General features: G+C 53.4%; 31 protein-coding genes. 9 read left to right on the top strand and 22 right to left on the bottom strand.

Translation table 11 applies throughout. The annotated features are described in order from the left end of the window. Positions 1-60: 60 nt before the first annotated feature. The 15 genes from EC836_RS02150 to EC836_RS02215 form a co-directional block, all read right to left on the bottom strand. The gene (locus EC836_RS02150; protein ID WP_123329690.1) at positions 61-312 is read right to left on the bottom strand and encodes a hypothetical protein; all 252 of its coding nucleotides are present in this window, start codon (positions 310-312) and stop codon (positions 61-63) included. A 36-nt stretch (positions 313-348) separates the two neighbouring features. Continuing rightward, on the bottom strand, positions 349-681 hold the full coding sequence (locus tag EC836_RS02155) for a hypothetical protein (RefSeq protein WP_123329692.1): 333 nt from the start codon (positions 679-681) through the stop codon (positions 349-351). Further along, positions 674-868 carry a hypothetical protein gene (locus tag EC836_RS02160; RefSeq protein WP_123329694.1) on the bottom strand — a complete coding sequence of 65 codons (195 nt, stop codon included), beginning with the start codon at positions 866-868 and terminating at the stop codon, positions 674-676. The genes EC836_RS02155 and EC836_RS02160 overlap by 8 nt, the downstream gene beginning before the upstream one ends. After that, positions 865-1,389, bottom strand: a complete 525-nt coding sequence (locus EC836_RS02165; protein ID WP_148050349.1) for a hypothetical protein — start codon at positions 1,387-1,389, stop codon at positions 865-867. The genes EC836_RS02160 and EC836_RS02165 overlap by 4 nt, the downstream gene beginning before the upstream one ends. Positions 1,390-1,491: 102 nt before the next feature. Continuing rightward, the gene (locus tag EC836_RS02170) at positions 1,492-1,686 is read right to left on the bottom strand and encodes a hypothetical protein (RefSeq protein WP_123329698.1); all 195 of its coding nucleotides are present in this window, start codon (positions 1,684-1,686) and stop codon (positions 1,492-1,494) included. A gap of 99 nt (positions 1,687-1,785) precedes the next feature. Beyond that, positions 1,786-2,295 carry a hypothetical protein gene (locus tag EC836_RS02175; RefSeq protein WP_123329700.1) on the bottom strand — a complete coding sequence of 170 codons (510 nt, stop codon included), beginning with the start codon at positions 2,293-2,295 and terminating at the stop codon, positions 1,786-1,788. Beyond that, positions 2,295-2,819, bottom strand: a complete 525-nt coding sequence (locus EC836_RS02180) for an HD family hydrolase (RefSeq protein WP_123329702.1) — start codon at positions 2,817-2,819, stop codon at positions 2,295-2,297. Before EC836_RS02180 ends, EC836_RS02175 begins: the two co-directional genes overlap by 1 nt. Beyond that, positions 2,816-3,007, bottom strand: coding sequence for an ANR family transcriptional regulator (locus EC836_RS02185; RefSeq protein WP_123329704.1), 192 nt, complete (start codon positions 3,005-3,007; stop codon positions 2,816-2,818). Before EC836_RS02185 ends, EC836_RS02180 begins: the two co-directional genes overlap by 4 nt. 41 nt (positions 3,008-3,048) lie before the next feature. Beyond that, on the bottom strand, positions 3,049-3,753 hold the full coding sequence (locus tag EC836_RS02190) for a hypothetical protein (protein ID WP_123329706.1): 705 nt from the start codon (positions 3,751-3,753) through the stop codon (positions 3,049-3,051). Between the two features lie 14 nt (positions 3,754-3,767). After that, positions 3,768-4,418, bottom strand: a complete 651-nt coding sequence (locus EC836_RS02195; protein WP_123329708.1) for an ATP-binding protein — start codon at positions 4,416-4,418, stop codon at positions 3,768-3,770. A 1-nt stretch (position 4,419) separates the two neighbouring features. Further along, the gene (exoX, locus tag EC836_RS02200) at positions 4,420-5,088 is read right to left on the bottom strand and encodes an exodeoxyribonuclease X (RefSeq protein ID WP_199734991.1); all 669 of its coding nucleotides are present in this window, start codon (positions 5,086-5,088) and stop codon (positions 4,420-4,422) included. Further along, positions 5,066-5,266: a hypothetical protein gene (locus EC836_RS02205; RefSeq protein ID WP_123329712.1), complete on the bottom strand. Its 201-nt coding sequence runs from the start codon at positions 5,264-5,266 to the stop codon at positions 5,066-5,068. Before EC836_RS02205 ends, exoX begins: the two co-directional genes overlap by 23 nt. Continuing rightward, positions 5,257-5,391, bottom strand: coding sequence for a hypothetical protein (locus tag EC836_RS25065; RefSeq protein WP_255416826.1), 135 nt, complete (start codon positions 5,389-5,391; stop codon positions 5,257-5,259). Before EC836_RS25065 ends, EC836_RS02205 begins: the two co-directional genes overlap by 10 nt. Further along, positions 5,391-5,801: a hypothetical protein gene (locus tag EC836_RS02210; RefSeq protein WP_123329714.1), complete on the bottom strand. Its 411-nt coding sequence runs from the start codon at positions 5,799-5,801 to the stop codon at positions 5,391-5,393. Before EC836_RS02210 ends, EC836_RS25065 begins: the two co-directional genes overlap by 1 nt. A 742-nt stretch (positions 5,802-6,543) precedes the next feature. Continuing rightward, a complete protein-coding gene (locus EC836_RS02215) occupies positions 6,544-6,741 on the bottom strand; it encodes a hypothetical protein (RefSeq protein WP_123329716.1) in 198 nt (65 codons plus the stop codon). Positions 6,742-6,751: 10 nt separating this feature from the next. Between EC836_RS02215 and EC836_RS02220 the strand changes: the two genes are divergently transcribed. Beyond that, positions 6,752-6,967 (top strand): hypothetical protein, encoded by a 216-nt coding sequence (locus tag EC836_RS02220; RefSeq protein WP_123329718.1) that lies wholly within the window; start codon positions 6,752-6,754, stop codon positions 6,965-6,967. Between the two features lie 706 nt (positions 6,968-7,673). Next, on the top strand, positions 7,674-7,877 hold the full coding sequence (locus EC836_RS02225) for a hypothetical protein (protein ID WP_123329720.1): 204 nt from the start codon (positions 7,674-7,676) through the stop codon (positions 7,875-7,877). A 63-nt stretch (positions 7,878-7,940) separates the two neighbouring features. Here the strand turns inward: EC836_RS02225 and EC836_RS02230 are convergent, their stop codons facing one another. The 5 genes from EC836_RS02230 to EC836_RS02245 form a co-directional block, all read right to left on the bottom strand. After that, a complete protein-coding gene (locus tag EC836_RS02230) occupies positions 7,941-8,375 on the bottom strand; it encodes a hypothetical protein (protein ID WP_123329722.1) in 435 nt (144 codons plus the stop codon). Continuing rightward, positions 8,365-8,838: a type II toxin-antitoxin system HicB family antitoxin gene (locus EC836_RS02235; protein ID WP_123329724.1), complete on the bottom strand. Its 474-nt coding sequence runs from the start codon at positions 8,836-8,838 to the stop codon at positions 8,365-8,367. The genes EC836_RS02230 and EC836_RS02235 overlap by 11 nt, the downstream gene beginning before the upstream one ends. Continuing rightward, positions 8,831-9,082, bottom strand: a complete 252-nt coding sequence (locus tag EC836_RS02240) for a type II toxin-antitoxin system HicA family toxin (protein ID WP_123329726.1) — start codon at positions 9,080-9,082, stop codon at positions 8,831-8,833. The genes EC836_RS02235 and EC836_RS02240 overlap by 8 nt, the downstream gene beginning before the upstream one ends. 201 nt (positions 9,083-9,283) lie before the next feature. Further along, complete coding sequence (locus EC836_RS24550) at positions 9,284-9,382, bottom strand: YoaK family small membrane protein (RefSeq protein ID WP_146114196.1); 99 nt, start codon at positions 9,380-9,382, stop codon at positions 9,284-9,286. Between the two features lie 141 nt (positions 9,383-9,523). Beyond that, positions 9,524-10,249: a LexA family transcriptional regulator gene (locus EC836_RS02245; protein WP_123329728.1), complete on the bottom strand. Its 726-nt coding sequence runs from the start codon at positions 10,247-10,249 to the stop codon at positions 9,524-9,526. A 152-nt stretch (positions 10,250-10,401) separates the two neighbouring features. Between EC836_RS02245 and EC836_RS02255 the strand changes: the two genes are divergently transcribed. The 6 genes from EC836_RS02255 (at position 10,402) to dbpA (ending at position 18,183) form a co-directional block, all read left to right on the top strand. Continuing rightward, positions 10,402-12,876 carry a host specificity factor TipJ family phage tail protein gene (locus EC836_RS02255; RefSeq protein ID WP_123329730.1) on the top strand — a complete coding sequence of 825 codons (2,475 nt, stop codon included), beginning with the start codon at positions 10,402-10,404 and terminating at the stop codon, positions 12,874-12,876. 56 nt (positions 12,877-12,932) lie between these two features. Then, entirely contained in the window at positions 12,933-14,993 is a 2,061-nt protein-coding gene (locus EC836_RS02260; RefSeq protein WP_123329732.1) for a hypothetical protein, read from the top strand. A 3-nt stretch (positions 14,994-14,996) separates the two neighbouring features. Next, positions 14,997-15,755 carry a hypothetical protein gene (locus EC836_RS02265; protein WP_123329734.1) on the top strand — a complete coding sequence of 253 codons (759 nt, stop codon included), beginning with the start codon at positions 14,997-14,999 and terminating at the stop codon, positions 15,753-15,755. Positions 15,756-15,865: 110 nt separating this feature from the next. After that, positions 15,866-16,108, top strand: coding sequence for a DNA polymerase V (locus EC836_RS02270; protein WP_123329736.1), 243 nt, complete (start codon positions 15,866-15,868; stop codon positions 16,106-16,108). 2 nt (positions 16,109-16,110) lie between these two features. Beyond that, entirely contained in the window at positions 16,111-16,434 is a 324-nt protein-coding gene (locus EC836_RS02275) for a hypothetical protein (protein WP_123329738.1), read from the top strand. A gap of 369 nt (positions 16,435-16,803) precedes the next feature. Continuing rightward, positions 16,804-18,183, top strand: coding sequence for an ATP-dependent RNA helicase DbpA (gene dbpA / locus EC836_RS02280; RefSeq protein ID WP_123329740.1), 1,380 nt, complete (start codon positions 16,804-16,806; stop codon positions 18,181-18,183). Positions 18,184-18,259: 76 nt separating this feature from the next. Here the strand turns inward: dbpA and EC836_RS02285 are convergent, their stop codons facing one another. Together EC836_RS02285 and EC836_RS02290 are read right to left on the bottom strand one after the other, a co-directional pair. Continuing rightward, positions 18,260-18,547, bottom strand: coding sequence for a putative quinol monooxygenase (locus EC836_RS02285; protein ID WP_123329742.1), 288 nt, complete (start codon positions 18,545-18,547; stop codon positions 18,260-18,262). Between the two features lie 105 nt (positions 18,548-18,652). Continuing rightward, the gene (locus tag EC836_RS02290; RefSeq protein ID WP_123329744.1) at positions 18,653-19,309 is read right to left on the bottom strand and encodes an MgtC/SapB family protein; all 657 of its coding nucleotides are present in this window, start codon (positions 19,307-19,309) and stop codon (positions 18,653-18,655) included. Between the two features lie 186 nt (positions 19,310-19,495). Between EC836_RS02290 and EC836_RS02295 the strand changes: the two genes are divergently transcribed. Next, positions 19,496-19,762 (top strand): DUF333 domain-containing protein, encoded by a 267-nt coding sequence (locus tag EC836_RS02295; protein WP_123329746.1) that lies wholly within the window; start codon positions 19,496-19,498, stop codon positions 19,760-19,762. Positions 19,763-19,783: the final 21 nt, after the last annotated feature.

Genomic DNA, 19,783 nt, shown 5'->3' on the forward strand with positions numbered 1-19,783 from the left:
TGTGTTTTTCATGGGGAGGGGGCGTAAAAAAAACCGCCGGGTGGCGGTTTAATTTGTTGATTATTTATTAATAAATAGATATTGATTGGGTGTTATTACTGATAAGAAGAATTCTTCTTCTGAATCAATAAGCTCACCATGAAAAGCCAGTGGCTCATCCCCCCTCAAATTACCAAAAATAGATTTTGTTTTTTCATCTATTTTTATATTAATTACATAGTTTTTTCGAGAGTTTGGGGTTTTTTGTTCAATATCGAACCATGCTTCCAGTGGTATTTCACCCAGGAAGATTTTTGCTAAGCGAAATGGCATTTCTACTCCCTTTAATCCGTGACATGTCACGACAATTTATATCACCAACTTCAATCCTTGCCACCCACTTGTTACCCAGCACGCCGCCTCACCGTCACACGGACAGCTGGTAACAGGCGCTTTGTCGCCACACTTGCCGCAATGACCTACTATTTTTAGTAGGTGCTGTAGCTCGGCATTATCCCGGCGAATCAGCATCGCGACGTACTCGTTAAGCTCATACGGTTCCCGTCCGGGCCGCCGGGCGGCGCAGTTCTGTTCGAGCATAGCCAGCTCCTGCTGGTCGAGCTGCAGCTCAATTTTCCGGTTACCGCTGGCAGCCTGCCGCGCCCGCTGCGCTGCCTTACGTTCGGCGGGGGATTTAGCCACTCGTGACCTCCTTGCAGTAGGCTCCGTCCGGCGCTGCGGGGAAATCGTCGCCCCAGCCGCCATGCGAACGAACGTCAGCCAGCACCTGCTCGCAGACGGCCAAAGACGGCATAGGCGTGATGCTCCAGGCGCTGCCGTCGCGCACCGGGGAGGCCATGATGAGGAATGCGAAAGTAAGTGTGCTCATGGCAAATATCCTTTTCGGATGCGGGCGGCATATGCTTTGCAAGCCTTCGACACTTCGCGTAACGCCCCTTCATGCTCGTCGCCTTCTTCGATGTGAGAATCGCTCCACGCCATGAAACCTTCAATCGCCTGCGCCCGCACTTCGTTCAGGATGGCGTCGGTGGCCGGGGTTTCTAACGGGCGAAGTGCTTCATCAACCAGGGTCTTTATCGGGTTAGGGTATTTATTCCCATTACCTGTACTTTGCATAAGCCCACGTTGAATATCGGCATTATGATATCCCGCGGAGAAAATCGCATTGCACGTTTCCAGTGAGTTTTCTGCTAGGACCGAACGACTTTCTTTCAGGTCAGCATTCTCCGCCGCCAGCGCCCGCACCTGCTCATTCAGCCGGGCAACCTCTGCGGCGTGGTCTTCAAATTTACGCACGAAATACTGCGCCAAATCTTCGTTAACTTTCATGTCACGAGGGACACACTTGCCAGTTAGCAACCCTCTCATTTCAATGGTTGTTACTTTCATTCTGCTCTCCCGCCGACCGCAGTCAGCCCACTAAGAAGAAGCACAGCAGCGTTGCTGCGCAGCCCATAAACATGCCAACCAGATAAATTCCGACCGATTCCATCATTGCTGCATCCTCGGATCTGGCGGCAATGACGTATGCGGCACTGTCACCAACTGCGCCGGACCGTCGCCTGAAGCCGCGCTGAGCGCAAACAGCGCGATCGACAGCTTCATCTCCGGGGGAATTACGATCGCCAGTGTTTGCCCGTTCACGTGCAGCATCACGCTGACATTTTTGATGTCGTCGTTTTTCACGGTGAATACCTCGAGTTTCCGCTGCTAGTGGCCGCAGGCAGGCGCACCGCAACGAATTCGGCGGCGGTAGCTGGCGGTCAGGGGGCGGATAGGGTGGGGTTAGTTGCCTGCAGCAGTTTTGGCTTGCTGATATTCACTGCCGAGAATTTCAATGCCGCCGGCGGCAGGGTCTGGTTTCGCGCCCGTGCTGAAATAGACGGTGTCACCGTGCCGGAAGTAGGCGCATCCTGTCATGAATAGCATCCCCCAGTCCAGGCCTGCGGATTTCAGGAATGTGTCGCGATCTACTTCAATTTTGGGCTTTTTATCACGCCAGAGAGCGACGAGTGCCCTGTGTGCTTCCCCCATGCCTTTCGGTGCTTTTGCACGTGGCCAACTGGAGAATCCTGACTGCTCAGTTGGTTTTGTCCAGAGAGACGGATCTGCATAGATGGATTTTTCAAAGCGAACGCCGTACAGATAAGAGCGCGTCAGGTCTGAATTGAACACCGGGACGGCTCCGAACAAGGCGGCAAAGGTTTTGCTTTGCTGGCGCAGCTCTTTTTCCTGTTTCTCAACTTCATCCCAGGCGGCAAGCACTGCAGCAGTGTTGAATTTATAGAAGCTCACTAAATGCCTCCTTTCAGCTCATTGTAACGTTGAAGAAACTGGACACGCGCTTGACGTGGCGTCAGCGGATAAATCATGAAATCGGCTGGCTCGATGCCTTCAAGTGCTGGCCACGGCGTGCCATCGTCCATATCGAAATCGCGCCGCTCGGTGGCCAGCATAATCAGGTCCGCGCGCTTAACCTGCGCTGACATCACTGCTGGCAGCTCGAACTTGAAGCGAATAGTCATATCGATGAGATTTTCGATGCCCTGATATTCAGGTAGCAAAGCCTTCAGCGGCGAGCTGACATCACCGCAGTAAGCTTCTGCGGCGTCGTGCAGCAGCGCCTCTAACGCCATTTCTGGCGGCACCAGGCGGCTGACGTACACCGAATGCTGCGCCACGCTGTAGAAGTCCTGCACGTGGCCGGTAAAGCGGCAAAGATTCGACAGAGCACCGGCAATATCCTCAATGGTAATGGTCTCCGCATCGATATCGGTAAAGCTGAAGTGCTTGCCGGAGAGTGTGTTAATCCAGGTCATTGCTGCTGATCCTTAATTGCTGCGCGGCGGGCCATGCCAGCGCAGAACTCTGCGCGCAGCTGGTACCAGGTAAAGTTGTTGCCAGTTGCATGGCGTGAGGCTTGCAACCAGTGATGAGCGGCATCAGCGAAAAGGCCGTCACGCTCTTTCTGCGCTGCTGATTGTGCCGAGCTATTTAGCAGTGGCATAGATACTCCAGAAAGCCCCGAGTGGGGCTGGTTGGTTGGCGTCAAAATGGAATATCGTCGTCGAAGTCCTGCACCGGCGGCTGATTCTGTCCAACATTTCGGGATCCTGCGTTCTGTTGCAGGCGTGATTGCGTCTGGTTCTGCTGCTGCTGTCCACCCAGCATCGAGCGCTGCTGATTACCTGCCTGGCCACCTGCAGGGCCAGTTCCAGCCGGTTGACGCTCGTCTTTGTCGCTGAGTGAGGCTACCAGTTTGTCAACCGTCTCAGCAGGCAGCCCTTCAATGCCTTCTTTGTAGGTTTTGCGGGTTTTAGTACCAAATGCCTGGCGGATTTCGAAGCGGTACCCGTCGCCTCCGGCGTTCTTGGTGTAAAGCACTTTCTGTAGAACGAAGCCGATCGGCTTGCCTTCCAGTTCTTTGCAGTGATACTCCGCTTCGTTCTGGTCGTTCACCACTTCGGTTGCGTGCAGAGCTTTGACGCCTGTTAGGCCCATGATGGCCTGAATCATGGCATTACCGCCCTGTAGTGGGTTGCCATCGCGACCAACATACGACACGCGGAGGAAATTAATCGCACCAACGTCGGCATCCAGCGAGAACTCCATCGACTGCGATTGGGAATTAGCATCGCGGGCGCTGGTGAACAACGCCGTGCGGATGATGCCAGCATACGCTCCAGATTCTGACGCGCCGGACGGTCCGGCTTTCTTGGCGTCTTCCTGATTGAAGGTGAAAATTGGCTGCATAGTTATTTAACTCCTTAATTCAATTCGTAGTAGTCCCGGATCGCCGCATCGACGGCGTTCAGGTCGTTGTCTATCTGGAAGCTCTCAAACAGCCCGATCGGCGATTTGACCGGGTCAGTGCCGTCTGACTGCGTAGTGAACTGGTAGCGGCCATCAGTGACCTGAGTGCGCAGGGCGATGGTGAACATGCCTTCTACAGTGATTTTCTCGTCCAGCATTTTGCCGATGGTTTTCATCTTGATGCGGCCGGCAGCCGTTTCTTCGGTGTGAGCGAGAAAGTAAACGATCAGGTCTTCTTCGGCCTGCTGGGCTGCCTTCACCACGTCCCAGGCGCCACCGCCAATCTCCGTGAATTTCTCGAACGATTTTTCACTGCGGCGCCGCATGAAGGAATTGCCCATTACGTACTGAAAATCGTCGATAACCACGAACTTTCGCCCGGCGCGGCGCGCAAAGTTGATAACCATAACGAGGTCGGCAGCAAGGTCGGTGTGGAATACGTTGCCTGTTTTTGCTGCAAAGTCGCGCGCTTTCCAGCCCTTCGACTTAAACGGCAATCGCTTATTTTCCGGGTTAATGAGAAACCCCTCTTCGGGATTCAGGTTCATCATGCTGGCCGATTTACCGGAGCCTGAATCCCCCAGGATAAGCACCGGGATCCCCATATCAACCTCCTTGCAGGAAATGCTGCATCGTGAATTTCTGGTCCTCATCGAGGTCCATGTTTGCCAGGCACCACTTCAGATAGCCGCGGTCCTTCGCGCCAATTTCCTCGAACGTCTTGCCCTTATGCTTGCCGAAACGCATCGTGTGCAGCAGGGAAGGCAGGGAGGTAATTTCCCGCATTTGCGCGATGGTGAAGCGGGCGTGACGGTTAATCTCGATCAGCACCGCCGCAGTTACGTAGCAGTCGTACAGGGCACGGTGGGCATGCAGGCCTTCCGGCACGTTGGCGTTAACGCCGAGGTGATAGCGCATGAACTGGTTGCCGTGGCTCTCCAGCTCCGGCCAGAGCTTGCGTGAGAGTTTCATTGTGCAGATCCACGGCGCGGTGATCTGCGGCAGTTTGCTGCGGTCGAACTTGGCGTTGTGCGCGACATAGACGTCAGCACCGAGATAGCGATCAATTACAGCATCAATCGGTGGTGAGTCGGCCACATCCTCGTTAGTGATGTGGTGAAGCGCCATTGATCCGATGCTGATTGGCTCCGGCGGCTTCACGTAGTCGCTCATCGGGTTGCAGATAACGCCGTCGATGATGTCGACGCTGGCGATTTCACACACGCCTCCTTCCAGGCTTGTGGTTTCCGTATCAATTACACGCAAGATAGTCATCAGATTGTTCCGTCAGGGCGTCGGCAGCGGCTTCGCGCTGCGCCAGCTGGTGGGCTATTTGAATAAGGTCAGCAGGGCCGAATTGATTCTGCTGGCAGAGCTGCAGGATTGCGTCGACAGTGGCCTCGCGCATCCATTCGTTTATTGCCAGCGGCGTGGGGATCAGCGTTACATCCATCCGATGTACATCCCCGCAGCAATCAGCGCCGCGCTGATAACCGGCAATAACCAGCTGCGGCGCCGCGGGTGGAAGTCAGCACCGGTCAGCCGATGCAGGAACTGTGATTTGTAGAGCTGGCTCATCAGCGATTACCTCGAATGCGCAATCCTGCAGCGCGTTTGTGAGACGGTACCCGGATGCTTTGCTGGTAACGCAGTGCGCAATCTCTGTCTGCGCAGAAGTCATCTCGTTCGCTCCGATTCCAGTGTTTAACGGTGCCTTTCACCACGTCTTCAGGGTGGCGGAAACGACCGCAGTAGCGGCATCGCACTGATTCCAGGTGTTCAGTACCGGCATCAAGCACTGTGTACTCGAAATGCGAACCGGGAGTGCCGTCGGGCAGCGTGTAATCAACGAATGTTTCTTCCACGCCTTTATAGTTCGGGCGAATGCTGCAGCCGTTGAATGTGACCAGCTGAGAGCCGATGCGGATCGGCGTTCCCGGCGGTAACTCGGCCAGGCGCTGCGCGGTTAATTTGGGGATTGGGTGCATGCTTACCTCCGTTTTGAGGGCGAAAAAAAAGCCCCCGGAGAAGGGGGCAAACGACTACACACAGCAGTTAGGGATTACGATGGTCTCGAAACAGGAGACTCAAATCCGCGGGATCTGGGAGACTTTCAATAAGTGATTCAGGCTGGCCTGAATGGCTATAGCAACCCTCGGAATCTGTGGGGAAACAGTCCAGAATGAGCGCCAGGGTTTCGGCTATTGTTAGATGATGATGCCCCTTATAAATGATATTGGGATCCATGCTTTGGGCGCCAAGTCTTAAAAGTTGACTCGCGAGCCGGGAATGTTTTTTGAAAGCATCAATCAGAATGGATAAAGATGCTGGGTTTATCTCTGGGGAAAACTCTGCACATTCCTCAATAAGACTGAGACTTCCAGCGTGACTACCGAGAGTGATTTTATTACCCACGCTTTCTCCTGAATGAATAATTATGTCGTGCTGGCCGCCCGAGGCGGCAGCTTCACCGGAGTGGCTTTCTGCACATACGTCAGCTTTCAGCACAACAGGGAGAGCACTGCATTTGACCACCTTGCGCCGCGTTTCCCGTAACGTCGCCTTTGCGACCTCACTACCTTGCCGCCAGGGGGAGTTACTCAGGGGCTGGCCACATATCCGGTGCAATGCTCTTTCCGTTGTGTGCCGGGATGATGCCCGGCTATCCACCGCCTTTACTTTTAAGCCCAATCAACTGCTGCGGTACTCCGGGCTTGCCCTGGTGAGGCGTTAATCTTTTTTGAGGGGGAATTTTTCAGCCTGGCCGAAATAGTTTTTAATCACTTTGTTTTGATAAATAATGATGTCAGCGTACAGGTTGGCCTTGTCGACTTCAGGTTTCAGCGCACCATCACCAAGCGTTGCGTTTGGATCCTGAATGTCAGAATCATCAATGAACATAACTCTAACGTTTTCAACTTTATACATAGGTACCTCAATGGAAGTTAAAGGTGATTTTTTCGTGCTTCTCTACAGCAAAGAACAAAATGGATACATCACTGATACGATGTCCGGAATGATGGAAAAGAACGCTGGCGCCTTTATTCGGGGCCGCTCAAGTGATTACATGGTGATCGCTATCGCTGACACCAGAGAGAGCTTGGAAGAGAAAAAGCAGAAGCTGATTAGCCTTCGGGATAAAAATTCTCTTTGATGCTGCGCCAGCCCACGCTATCAGCCTAAGCCCCGGACAACCGGTCCGGCTGTGACTGCCTCACTGGCGCTGGCGCAGCTCGAAGAAAACTTCGCCACACTCTCGCAGTGGCCAGCGCCGGTTTCCCGGTCTTCATTTGAGGCTGCTTAGTGCGTTAAACCGGGCGCCAACCGTAAACTCAGTGATGCTTTCGCTTCCTCTCCCTCACTACGTCGCCGTGGGAGCCAGACCGTATACGCCATCTTCACGATGCTTCACCCGGCGGGGTGTGCATAAGCGGTCTATCCGTTTAGCTGTTACATGATTTATCTCCTCTGGTATCACCCCTGCGTCGGGGCGCTTCAATTTGCACAGCAGCACGTCGTGGTTACGGATTCCCCTTCGCGAACTATCACCCGCAGATGAATCGCCCGCCTGCCTGGTATCCTTACCGGCGCTATTTCGTTTTGCCGGGAGCGTTGGCCGCTTCTGGCTGCTGTGAAAACCGAATTGTTAAAGAGCGGGTCAGCGTTCTGCGGTGGGCTGCGTTGTGCTGATGGGGTTAATAATAGTGCTGCTAATGTTGATAGTAAATAGTGCTTCTAATAAATATATCCAATGGTGCTACTAATAACTGATTTATAAGGTGATTTATTTTTAACCGCGCCAATGGCAACTCATTTTGATAAGCTGTTTTGAGTGAAATTTGGGCTATAACGGGGGCAAAATGGATGAAGAAAGAGTGGTAATGATCGCCAATGCGATTGGCAGTGCGGTGCTGGAGTTGAAGTTCAGCGGAGAGCGCATAGCGGAGTACACGTTATCTGAGAAACTGGAAGAGATGAGACTTAGCGAGACCAACGTGATAGGGAAGGGGGTTTATCGGGATGCGGCGGAACTGGTGAGAACGGGGCGGTTACCTGTTACATAAAAAAGCCCGCGCGGGGCGGGCTCTTGGAGCGAGGACAGTTTTGATTGAAAAATACAGATATCGTTATTCAGCCAGCAAAGCCGACTTGGCTGTCCAAGGAATTGGTATGTGATTTATGTCGCTATTTTTAAATGTGCTATCAGCTGCAATTCTAGTGGAAATCTGATTAAAGTTTTCGAAAAACCACATGTTTTCCTGAATGTCGTTTTCATTCATAGGATTTTCATTGTGATCCGTGAAGTAAGTTTCGATTGTAAACTGAGCCTCAAATGCCACCTCGGAGTCTTCCTTCTCGGGATCAACCCCCTCTGCATAGCCAAGCATGCTTACTTCAAACTTCATCAGAATCTGCTGATATTGCACATCAGTTTCTTTGCTAATAGTTACATCAGGATCTGAGAAGAAAACATTAAAAGACCCTCTTTCTGAGATATCATTTATTTCGTAACTTGCTGATTTTGTGTTAAAACCATCAAAACCAATGCCTTTAAGCATCATGATGTCCACTCCATGTGCGTTTAACATTAGTTACGCTCCATTTGCTGCCAGTTTTAAGTTGGGAGCCGAAAGTTAGCGCGAGAGACTTATCTTCCGTTTTACGATCAAAATGGAAATGATACTCTTTTCTACTTTCAAGTTTTTCCTTAACGGCGTCCTTGATAAACTCGTTTAAATTCATTCCGTTAGATTTTGCTTGCAAATAGGCTCTTTTGTGCAGATCTTCACCGATGCGGACATTAAACGTACCACTCATTGGTTTGTCTGCTGCGCGATTGAGTTCTTTGCAAGTTTCAAGGTAATCATCAACGGCTTCCTCGAAAGCTTCTTTTAAAGAAGTCAAGGTCTCGGCTTCGTATGTCACTACGTCATTGATACACTCAATCTTTCCATGCAAGATCATATCTTCTGTAGAGACTTCAATACTTCCGAAGTAGTTCTTATATTTCAATAATTTATTCATAATTTTCTAGCTCATCCAACAACGCTTTAACTTCTTCCAAAACGTATTTTTTTACGATAGAGCTTGGGTGTGGCTCGTGGCATGACACCACTCGATTAAACGTTTCATTGAAAAATTTCCTCCTTGAACCTTTCCCATTCAACATACGGAATCCATTCAAATTCATGAGCGAAACTAATTCCTCCCAAGTAAAATCTTTGGGGATTGAATCAAGCCTAGCCCTGAGCTTGTCTTTTTTGCTCATGAAGATTACATCCTATAGAAAGGTTAGTGCAACTAAAACATAGTTGCAATTGGCTGCCTGTAGAAGTTCAACATAACAAACGCGATACTCTTTTTGTTCTCTGAAGTTATAGCTGAACGTAGCTTTATGCTAATCGCTACGCCTGCAACCCTGCAGGTAACGCTATTAGCCATGGTTGGTAGTTAGCAGCCAAATCGGCTATTAGCCACCCGGCATCCAAGCGCCACTCGCGATAAACCACACCAGCAGCACCACGCCTGCTATGCCACAGGCTGCTGGGAACAGATAGCCGATCTTCATTTTTACCGCCTTATGATTATTCCAGTGTGGGCTTCCCTGCGTTACTGCTCACGTTTCAACCAGCCCTGATGCTGATTTGTCTTTAACTCTTTCCACTGCGCCCTCCCTGAGCTGGGTTATCCCTTTAGCCCCTGGTGAAGGCTATCTAAAAGTTTCTTCCGGCCATTGAGCCTTAACCACTTTGCCTATGATGCGGCAGAACTCATTGCACTCAATGCTTTGGTAGCGCGGGTTGGTATTCAATGGCTCCAACCATGGCTTGCCGTCTTCCCACACGAACTTTTTGAATGTCACTTCGCTGTCGTTATGAATACCAGCTACACAAAAATCACCAGGCTCTACGTCCTCTTCCGGATCCACGAGTATCAACATTCCCTCTGGGAAGCTGGGTTTGCTGCCTTGCGGCGCTGTCATTGAGTGCCCAGCCACTTCAAGCCAGAAAGCCTTGTCGCTGGCCTTTTTGGTTGTCGCTACCCAATTTTTAGCATTAGTTTCAGTGTATGAGCCTACCTCGGCAAAGGAACCTGCTTGAACAGAAGTAAAAAGCGGATATTCAAACTGCTGTTTGTGAGCCGTATCTTCTATTACACCCTCAGGGCTTCTAATGTGGGCTAGCAGGTGGCCGATGCTGGGGCTGATTTCTTCTGGCTGAACGCGTAAGAGCGCTGAAAATTTTAGGATATTTTCAGTATTTAAAGGAGCTTTACCATTAAGGAATTGACTAATGGCAGCCTGAGTACTGAACCCAAAGAAGCCAGCAGCCTTCTCTTGGCTAAGTCCCAACTGTTCTTTTTTTGCGTCCCAGATGCTTCGCAAGCGAAGTGCGATCTGAACGTCTTCTTCAGTGATTACATTTTTCTTTGCCATGCTCTCGATTTTATTCGTAATACTAATAATTTCAAATAGTGCTTCTATTGCTTTTTGTAATCAGTAGCACTAATATTGCTTTTGTCTAAGCGTGGAGAACGATATGGATCTTAACGATTACCTAAAACAGAACGGTATCAGCCAGTCTGACTATGCAATTACCGTCGGCGTCAGTCAGGGTTTTGTTAGTCAGGTTACCCGGCGCACCAAAGGAGCGGATCAGCGTTCCGACCGGTACCGTGCTGGCCCACTGGCTGTTAAGCACCGACATTCACGCGGATGTGGTGGTCGTGGTGAATGGCCGTGAACTGGGGCTGGACGATGAGGTGGGATTTGCGCTGGTGGATGGCGATCGGGTGCAGGTGTTCGATCAACCGAAGGGCGTGATCGGCAAGGTGCTCAGCCCGGTATTTAAAGTCATCTCCAAAATCTTCTCCTTTCTCGCGCCGAAGTCGTCGTTTTCGGTCGCTGATAACAACAGCAAAGAGAGCCCGAACAATAAGCTGACCGGGCAGACGAACGTGGCTAGAACCTACCAGGCGAGGCCTGACGTATACGGACAGGTGCGCGCGTTCCCGGACCTGATCCAGGAGTCCATGTTTGAGTTTATCGACAACGTGAAGTACGTCACCGAGTGGATGAATTTTGGGATCGGAAACTACACCGTGGACAGCGTGCGCTACTCCGAGTCGAACCTCGGTTCGCTGGCCGGTGCCAGTTATCAGGTGTTTGAGCCGGGGCAGGTAATACCTGTGATTTATGAAGGGTTCGAGTTCGACGACGTCGACGGGCAGGAAGTCCCCGGCCCGAATGAGAGCGAGGATTTCCCGGCCTACAGCGCTACGGCCAGTGCCGTTGTTTCCGGTACGCTGTCTGGCGGCCAGATAGCCATGCAGATAATCAAACAGGATGAGTTCGACTACTTCTACAGCCTGGCGTTTCCGCACGCTGTAACGTTTGTCATTAACGTTACTTACGGCACGGCCAGTGGGAGTGTAACGCGTGATGCAACACTCAACGCTAACCTGTTTAACGCGACGCTGACCGATGACGGTGAGATGGTGGATCCGGAAAGATACTACACGTTCTACTTTGATGACCTTAGCGGCGCCGATGCGCAAACTATCCCGGCTGATGCTGTCATTAATATGACTAAATTCGTGCTTAACGATAACCAACCGATGACGCTGGGCCCGTATTTCTCACCTGTAGAGGGTGAGCAGTTGTGGGTTCATTTCCAGGCTCAACTTGGTGGTGGCTATGACAGCCCGGCGCGGATCGTGCTGTGGAAGGTCGACGAGGATAATACTCAGCTTGAACCGGCAGAAACGCACGATGTTGAGATCCATAACCCGAAGGGTGAGGCTGATTACGTTTATCGCACGTTTAAATTCACCCCCGCTGCAGGATATGGCAGGTATGCGGTAACGATCACGCGAACCAACAACTCTCAAAGCGACAGCGTTTTGCAACTGTCCGAGATTCACTCCGTTCGCGTCCGCACAAATGAGGTTCACGCTGACGATTCTCTGGTGCGGGTTACGGTTCGCGCCACTGAGCAGGCCACCGGCGTTCGTGAGCGCAAATACAACGCGCTGATCACCCGGCACACCATCAGCTACAACATGGCCACGCGGCAGGTTGATTATACGTTGCGGGCGTCCCGCTCGTTCGCCGACGCGCTGGCGCACGAGTGGTTGGTGATCGGCAAAGAATCACCAGGCACCATCGACCTGTACGGCCTGTATGAGATCGCCGCCAGCCTCCCGGATGCGCGCCTGGGATATTTCGATTACACGTTTGACGACGAGGATATTTCGCTGGGCAACAGGGCGCAGAGCATCTGTGACGCGGCCAGGGTCATTGCGTTCTGGGAAGATGGCGTGTTGTCGTTCGTTCGCGATGAGCGTGTGCTGTATCCGGCCACGACATTCAACCGATCGAACATGACCGCCGACGAGTACAAAATCACGTACGAGATGACGATGCCCGGCGGCTATGACGGAGTAGAAATTGAGTATGTGAGCCCGGTAACGAACAAAAAGACCTACATTCGCTACCGGATCACCGCCACCGGCATCGTTGAGCAGGCCGCTGAATCTCCGCTGAAGATTAAGCTGATCGGCTGCCGCAACGAGTATCAGGCGCGCGACAGGGCGCTGCTGGAAGTGAACCGGCTCGTTTACTCACGCGGGAAGATGACGTGCACCACGCTGGCCGACGGGCAGTATGTTTCTGTCGGCGATGTTGTGCAGGTGCCGGATACATACGACGTCAATCAGCAGTCCGGGTACATCGTGAAGCGCACCGGCAATAACTTCGACACCAGTGAGGCGATCGCTTTCGCCGGCGCGATGTTTGTCACGGTCACTGACAGCCTGGGAAGGACTTCAGCGCGCTACCCGGCAACGTCTCGGGCGGATACGCGTTTCGGCTTCACCACGGCTCTGCCGGCTATCGCACTGAACATCTGGGACGGCTACGAGGTTCAGTCGCCGTCGCGCTATGTCATCGCCACTCAGGAGGAAATGGATGCCACTCTCTGGCGTGTCGATGAGAAGAAGCCAAACAGCGACGGAACGACTGCTTTCACGCTGTCCGAATACAGCGATCTGATTTACCCCTGACAGCTTTCATCTACCAACAACCCGGCCACTGTGCCGGGTTTTTTATTGGAAAAATTATGGCGACCATCCCAAATAACGATCCTGTTCCGAGCAATGCACCGCGCAATCTGAAATTTAACGCGGAAAAAATGGATGAAATAGTTAACTCACAGGATGTGAATTATACCGACCGCCTGAACGTGGTTCGTAAAACATGGGCTGGCATGGAAGCTGATACTGCAGAAAAGCTGGCTGAGATTGATACCATCATCACCTCTCTTGATACAGCGAACTTCACCTTTTCTTCAGAAGCTGCCGGGCTTGCCGCTACCACCGAAGGGCAATATTTTCGAACCCCGCAGGGGCCGGAATCTGAGCTGTCATTCATCTATTACCAGAACATAGCCGGGGCAGCAGTGCCGGTTGCCTGGATGGCTGGCGCACAGATGGTGACAACGCTGCTTCGACAGTTGCGTCAGATGCAGTCGCAGAATATGTATCGTGATGGTGTGGCGGGATTTGCCTTTCCTGTTCTGTCAGCGGATAAGCGAGTGGTCGGAGTGCTTAATGACGGCGGACTTTCTGCTGCTTACCTTACTGTTCCCGGAACGGCGGATATCCCCCCGCGTGACGGGCCAACGTTGGTTGCGATCGTAAAATCGTCCGCGGACGGTCGAATTGGGATTGGTTATAACCCGGATACCGGGCTGGCTTTTGCGCTACTAGATGATGACTCCATAGCTTATATAGCCAGCAAAATAGGCGATTCATCAGTCCCGAACATTCGCGGGATCTGGGGAGCGCGCGTATTCAGTCCACGTCATGCTCAGGGCGATGTATTCAATACCGCATCGGTGCTGGACAAAGGGGCGCGAACTTTTGAGGCCCGGCAGCTTATTTCCGGCGGGCAAAACACACTGGTTATGGCCGCACCGCTGGCGACGGCGATCCGCATTGTGCTGGTTTACGGCCAGTCAAATGCCGGGTTGGGGGGATCAACGGGGCGTGTGGTGAATGATGCGCCGTGGCCATTTTCAACCTGGGGATTCGCCGGTGTGAATGGCAGCAGTCAACAGGGTACAGTCCAGCTCGCTGGCGCAACACTCACAGATTTCGTTCCTGCCCTCGATTACACCACTGCGCAGTCACCGGCTATTTGCTCAGTTTACGGTATCACTCAGCGAAATGCTGAACTGGGCCGTGATGATCCGGGTTATATCGCAGCTACCGCATGGCATGGTTCGCAGCCGATAACGTCGTTTTTCCCCAATGCAACGAGCGGGTTCTGGAACTATGAGAACGCCGTGACGTTCCTGCAGCGCTCTGCTGCGCTGGCGGCCAGTTACGGGCGTTCTGCGGTGCTGGATGTGATGCAGTGGATTCAGGGTGAGGCGGGGCCGACTGGCCGGGAAAACTATGCCACACAGCTGAATAATCTTTTCACGACGATCCTGCCGGGGTTCAAAGCCGCAACCGGCCAGGCCGACGCTGTGAAGGTGGCTATCTGGCAGACGAACATGAGTAAAGCGGCCAGCGGTGAAAACTATGCGAGCCAGGGCCAGTGGGACGTTGCGAAAACCCGTGCCGACTGCTTCCTCGCCGGGCCGATGTATCAGTTTAAGCTGGGCGATGAATCCACCGGGCCGAGCACGGTTCACACCGGGCCGGAGGGGCGTCTGATGCTCGGCGAAACCTACGCTGATGTTTACAGCAGCATTGTCGATAAAGGGGCCTGGAAGCCGGTGCAACCGGTATCCGCAGTTCTGACGGGCAATGTCATTGACGTGACGTTCGAAGGCACGCCGCTTGACCCGTTCGGCGCAAAACTGGCGATCGACAGTGACTGGGTGCCGGATACGCTTAATCACGGTTTTTCATTCCCCGGATCGGTAGTCAGCAATGTGGCCATCACCGGCCCGCGAACCGTCAGAATCACGCTTGCTGCAGCCCCGTCAGTCGGGAACCGGACGCTGCGCTATGCGATCGACGCATTCAGCGACGTGACGTACTGGCCGACGCGCCGGGGAAATCTGATGGTCGCATCTGGCAGGAAATCATGGTGGAACCGGCAGGGTGTCAACATCCCTGATGCCGTTCGCCACTACGCCATTCGCTTTGAAATCACTGTAACGGAGTAACTTATGCCGGGCATCGTTGTTGCACAAAACTTCAATAATTCGACTCTCCCGGTAGGTGAAAGCCTGGCCGGTTCAATTCTGGCTGATGCTGGCCTCCTGCACTGGTTCCAGGCTGACGCAAACCACGTAACGCTGATCGGCACTGATATCGTGTCGTTTAATGATAAAAAAAGCACAACCAGTAAGCTAACCCGCGCTTCAGATATCACCGGCGCGACACTGGTTGCCGGGCTGTTCGGCTCATACGCAGGTGCACAGTTCAACCTGTCGGAATCCGATCGCAGCATTTTCAGCGGTGATACGCTGGTGCTGACCAGTCCATACACGTGGTCAGGTGTGGCTACTCTGCGAACGCTGGCCGCGTCATGCACAATGTGCGGCACGTTCACATCGGCCACCATACGCGCCATCCTGGCTGTGTCAATATCTGGGGCGAACGCGGGTAAGCTGGTTTTCCAGTACGGCACAGCCACGGCAGTTGGTCCCACCCTTGAACTTAATAAGCCGTTCGCATTTGCATGCGGTTTTGACGGAGTCAGCATTTTCATTCGTATGGGGGGCATTACGTATACCGCTGCTGCAGCTGGCGCGCCTTCAACATCCCCGTTTGCGCTCGGCGCCCTGCCGGGGGGATCGCAGTTCTGGGATGGCAACATTTCAGACCTGATTATGTGTAACGTTGCAGTAACAGCCACGGCAGGCGCAGCCATGCTGGCAAAACTTACAGCGTTCTATAAATCGGTATACGGGCTTACGCTCTAAAATCTCCAGCGCATCACCCACTTATCAAAAACCCCGCCAGTACCTCTTGATCCCTCCCCAAAAATGATAATACTGTATGTATATACAGTTATTATTGACGGGAGGGCATCATGCCTCGCTACTACGAAATCCCCATCGCATTCAGAAACAGCATCGTTCATGAGCCTGGCGGCCGTCGCATCGTGCGCACAGCTGACTTTGTGCGCGAGCTGGCAGCGCTAAATCACCACTGGTCATTGAAGGAAGCCAACCGCTGGATCGAGAATTACCAGCACGGCTTTAAAGATATCTCAACAGAGGAAGGTGAGCGCCGGACGTTCTTTTTCTTTAACTCAAACAACGGGAGATACTGATCATGGGCTTTCCATCACCGGCAAATGATTACATCGAGAAGCGGATTGACCTGAACGAGCTGCTGATTCCTCGCCCATCGGCAACGCTGATCATTAATGACGTGGGCCGCGTAGTGATCATCGACCGGTCATTAAGGGCAGGTCAGGGTGACACGGTGGCTTTCGAGTTGTTCGGGGAAGGGCAGATCGGGAAGTTGTCGGGCAGGGCGCTGATAACTGAGGACGGCGAGGCGATCGAGGGAGAGGCGCTGGACGAGGTGACGATTATCGGGCGGGTGACTCATATCGCGCTGGAGATCACGCCGGAACATCGGCCGACGATTTAACGTCAAATGGCAGACGTTAAGGGCGACTTTGCATCGCCCTGTCGTTCGAAACACTAACCTAACACATTGATCATTATGTAGTGAATTGCAGTGTTTTGTTGTGCTATGTCGTATGATTTTCAGTCGAAAATTTTCGTATCAATATGATTTTATTATAAAATCAAGATTATTAAGTTTGAATGGTACGGATTCCGACGACGAATGCCAGCTTGTTTTGCATGTGTATTGTACAAAAATTGCGCGAAAATGACGGTGCGGAGCCTCAAACCCTGCCGCTACACCGTCCTGCCCCTGAAAGTAACGTTTCCAGCGGATTATCTGCTACAATCAGCGGCAAAATTCCCGCCCGATTTATCAGAGATTATACCCGTGACTGCTTTTTCTACCCTGAACCTGCTGCCCGCCAGCCAGATTGAAAACCTTAATGAACTTGGCTATCTGGCCATGACCCCGGTACAGGCCGCATCGCTGCCGGCAATCCTGGAAGGGCGTGACGTGCGCGCGCAGGCAAAAACCGGCAGCGGCAAAACCGCCGCGTTTGGCCTGGGCGTGATGCACCGGCTGGACGTCAGCCAGTATGTCACTCAGTCGCTGGTGCTGTGCCCGACGCGCGAACTGGCGGATCAGGTGGCGAAAGAGCTGCGTCGCCTGGCGCGCTTCACCGCCAATATCAAAATTCTGACGCTGTGCGGCGGCCAGCCGATGAACGCGCAGCGCGATTCTCTGGTGCACGCGCCGCATGTGGTGGTCGGTACGCCGGGGCGAATTCTGGAACACCTCAAGCGTGAAACCCTGAAGCTGGACGGCGTGGCAACGCTGGTGCTGGATGAAGCCGACCGTATGCTGGAGATGGGCTTCCGTGATGATATCGACGCGATAATCAGCTACTGCCCGCCGCAGCGCCAGACGCTGCTGTTCTCCGCCACCTGGCCTGAAGATATTGCCCGCATCAGCCAGCGCGTGCAGCGCGATCCGCTAACGGTGGAAACCGGCGACGTGTCCGATCTGCCGTCCATCGAGCAGACCTTCTATGAGGCCAGCGCGCGCGAAAAAATGAGCGCACTGATTGGCTTGCTCAGCGAGCGCCAGCCCGCTTCCTGCGTGGTGTTCTGCAACACCAAACGCGAGTGCGATGATATTGCCGCATCTCTGGACAGTGCGCAGATCAGCGCGCTGGCGCTGCACGGCGATCTGGAGCAGTCCGAGCGCGATCGGGTGCTGATACGCTTTGCCAACGGCAGTTGCCGGGTGCTGGTGGCGACCGACGTCGCGGCGCGCGGGCTGGATATCAAATCGCTGGCGATGGTGGTGAACTATCAGCTGTCGTTCGATCCGGAAGTTCACGTGCACCGCATTGGCCGTACCGCGCGTGCCGGTGCCGAGGGCTGCGCGATCAGCTTCGTTGCGCCGGATGAAATGCAGCGCGCCCATGCGCTGGAAGATTTCCTGCAGCAGCGCCTGGCGTGGGCCAACGTCGCCGACCTGAAGTCCGTGGCGCCGAAATCGCTGCGCGCGGAGATGACCACCCTCAGCCTGGACGGCGGGCGTAAAGCCAAGATCCGTCCGGGGGATATCCTGGGCGCACTGACCGGCGACGGCGGGCTGACGGGCGATCAGGTCGGTAAAATCGACATCGCGCCAACCCTGGCCTTCGTGGCGATTCGCCAGGAACTGGTGCGCAAGGTGATGCAGCAGCTTTCGCAGGTGAAAATCAAAGGCAAAACCTGCCGCGCCCGCATCGTGAAATAAATTCGTTGGCGGCACAAAAAGAAACGGCCCCCGGGATAAAATCCGGGGGCCGTTTGCCATCTGACGAACGGGAAAATTAGATTTTGGTAATCACCGGCGGCGCGGCGAGCAGCGATTCAACGCCAGCGATCAGTTTCAGGAAGTGCGGCTGCTGTTCGTGTTCAGCGATGGCCGCATGGCTTTTCCAGGTCTCGTGGAACAGGAAGGCGTCCGGATTTTCTACGCTGCGGTACAGATCGTAATGTTCGTTACCGGCTTCAAGGCGGCTGGGAGCAACGCAGGGATTCAGCACGTCAAACAGCGCGTCGCCCTGGCCTGGCTTAGCGGAAAAGGTGGCGATAATCAGTACGGATTTCTCAGACATTATAATCTCCTTTTAAAAGATAATGTTGCTGGCGCACGGCCAGCCGCGAACGAGCAAGGCTGTAAGAGTAACTGTTTCAGCTATTTTTGCCATGAGCATTTATGGCTAATGTATTTCCAGCGATTGTACGCCGCTTATCTCTAAAAACACGTCGTACATCTTCTCCAGCACCACTTTTCGTGACAGTGTCACATCAACCATCATCTCACACAGTCCGGTTTCACCATCGCGGTTGGCAAGGGTCACTTTGCCGGTGCGCACGTCCCGGCGTTGGAGGGCTATCAGCACTAGCGGTACGCTTTTCGGCTTGAGCTGAAAGATCAGGGTGAGGTTGCGTCCGATAACCCGGTAGCTGATGCGGCGGAAGGTCTCCAGGACCACCAGCGCCAGCAGGGTGCCGTAAATACCGATCTCATACATACCGCTGCCGATCACCAGCCCGATGGCCGCTGTGACCCACAGCCCGGCGGCGGTGGTTAATCCCTTAACGATCTGCTTCTGAATAATGATGGTGCCGGCCCCGAGAAAGCCCATACCGCTGACCACCTGAGCGGCGATCCTGCTGGGGTCCAGCGCAATATGTGAGGCCTGAAGCATATCGTTAAAGCCATATTTCGACACGATCATAAACATCGCACTGCCGATACCGACCAGAATATGGGTGCGCAGCCCGGCTTCCTTTGAACGCAGCTGGCGCTCCATGCCGATCAGCCCGCTCAGCGCTCCGGCAAGGGCAATGCGCAGCAATAAGTCGACGGTCATTCTCTATCCTCCTGTATTTAAATGCCTTTCCTTAATGTTTTGATCTGAAGTGTAAATTAAGACTGAAGGGTATTGATATTTAATCAATTTTGATTTTGTAAAATTGAATGACAGCTATCGACCTGCCGCAAAACCTGGCTTATGCTGGCTGACGCTCTTACCCCTACACCGATCGGAGTTTACACCATGAAAGCAGCCACTTTTTTGCTTGCAGCCGCAGCGCTGCTGCTGTCGGCCTGTAGCAGCGACAACGAGCCGCCGCAGCAGGCAACCGCCGCCCACGTACCCGCGCGGGTGCAGATGGCCGATCTGGCAGCCAGTAACTGTGAGAATGCAGGTGGAACACTGGCGCTGTCGCGGCAGCTGGATGGCTCTTCGGTGGGGATGTGTCAGCTGGCGAACGGTCGTCGCTGCGGCGAGAGTGCGTTACTTAACGGCACCTGCGCACGTTAAACCCCCGCGTATCGACAGCGG

Source organism: Erwinia sp. JUb26, assembly GCF_003751505.1.
Lineage (GTDB): Bacteria > Pseudomonadota > Gammaproteobacteria > Enterobacterales > Enterobacteriaceae > Erwinia.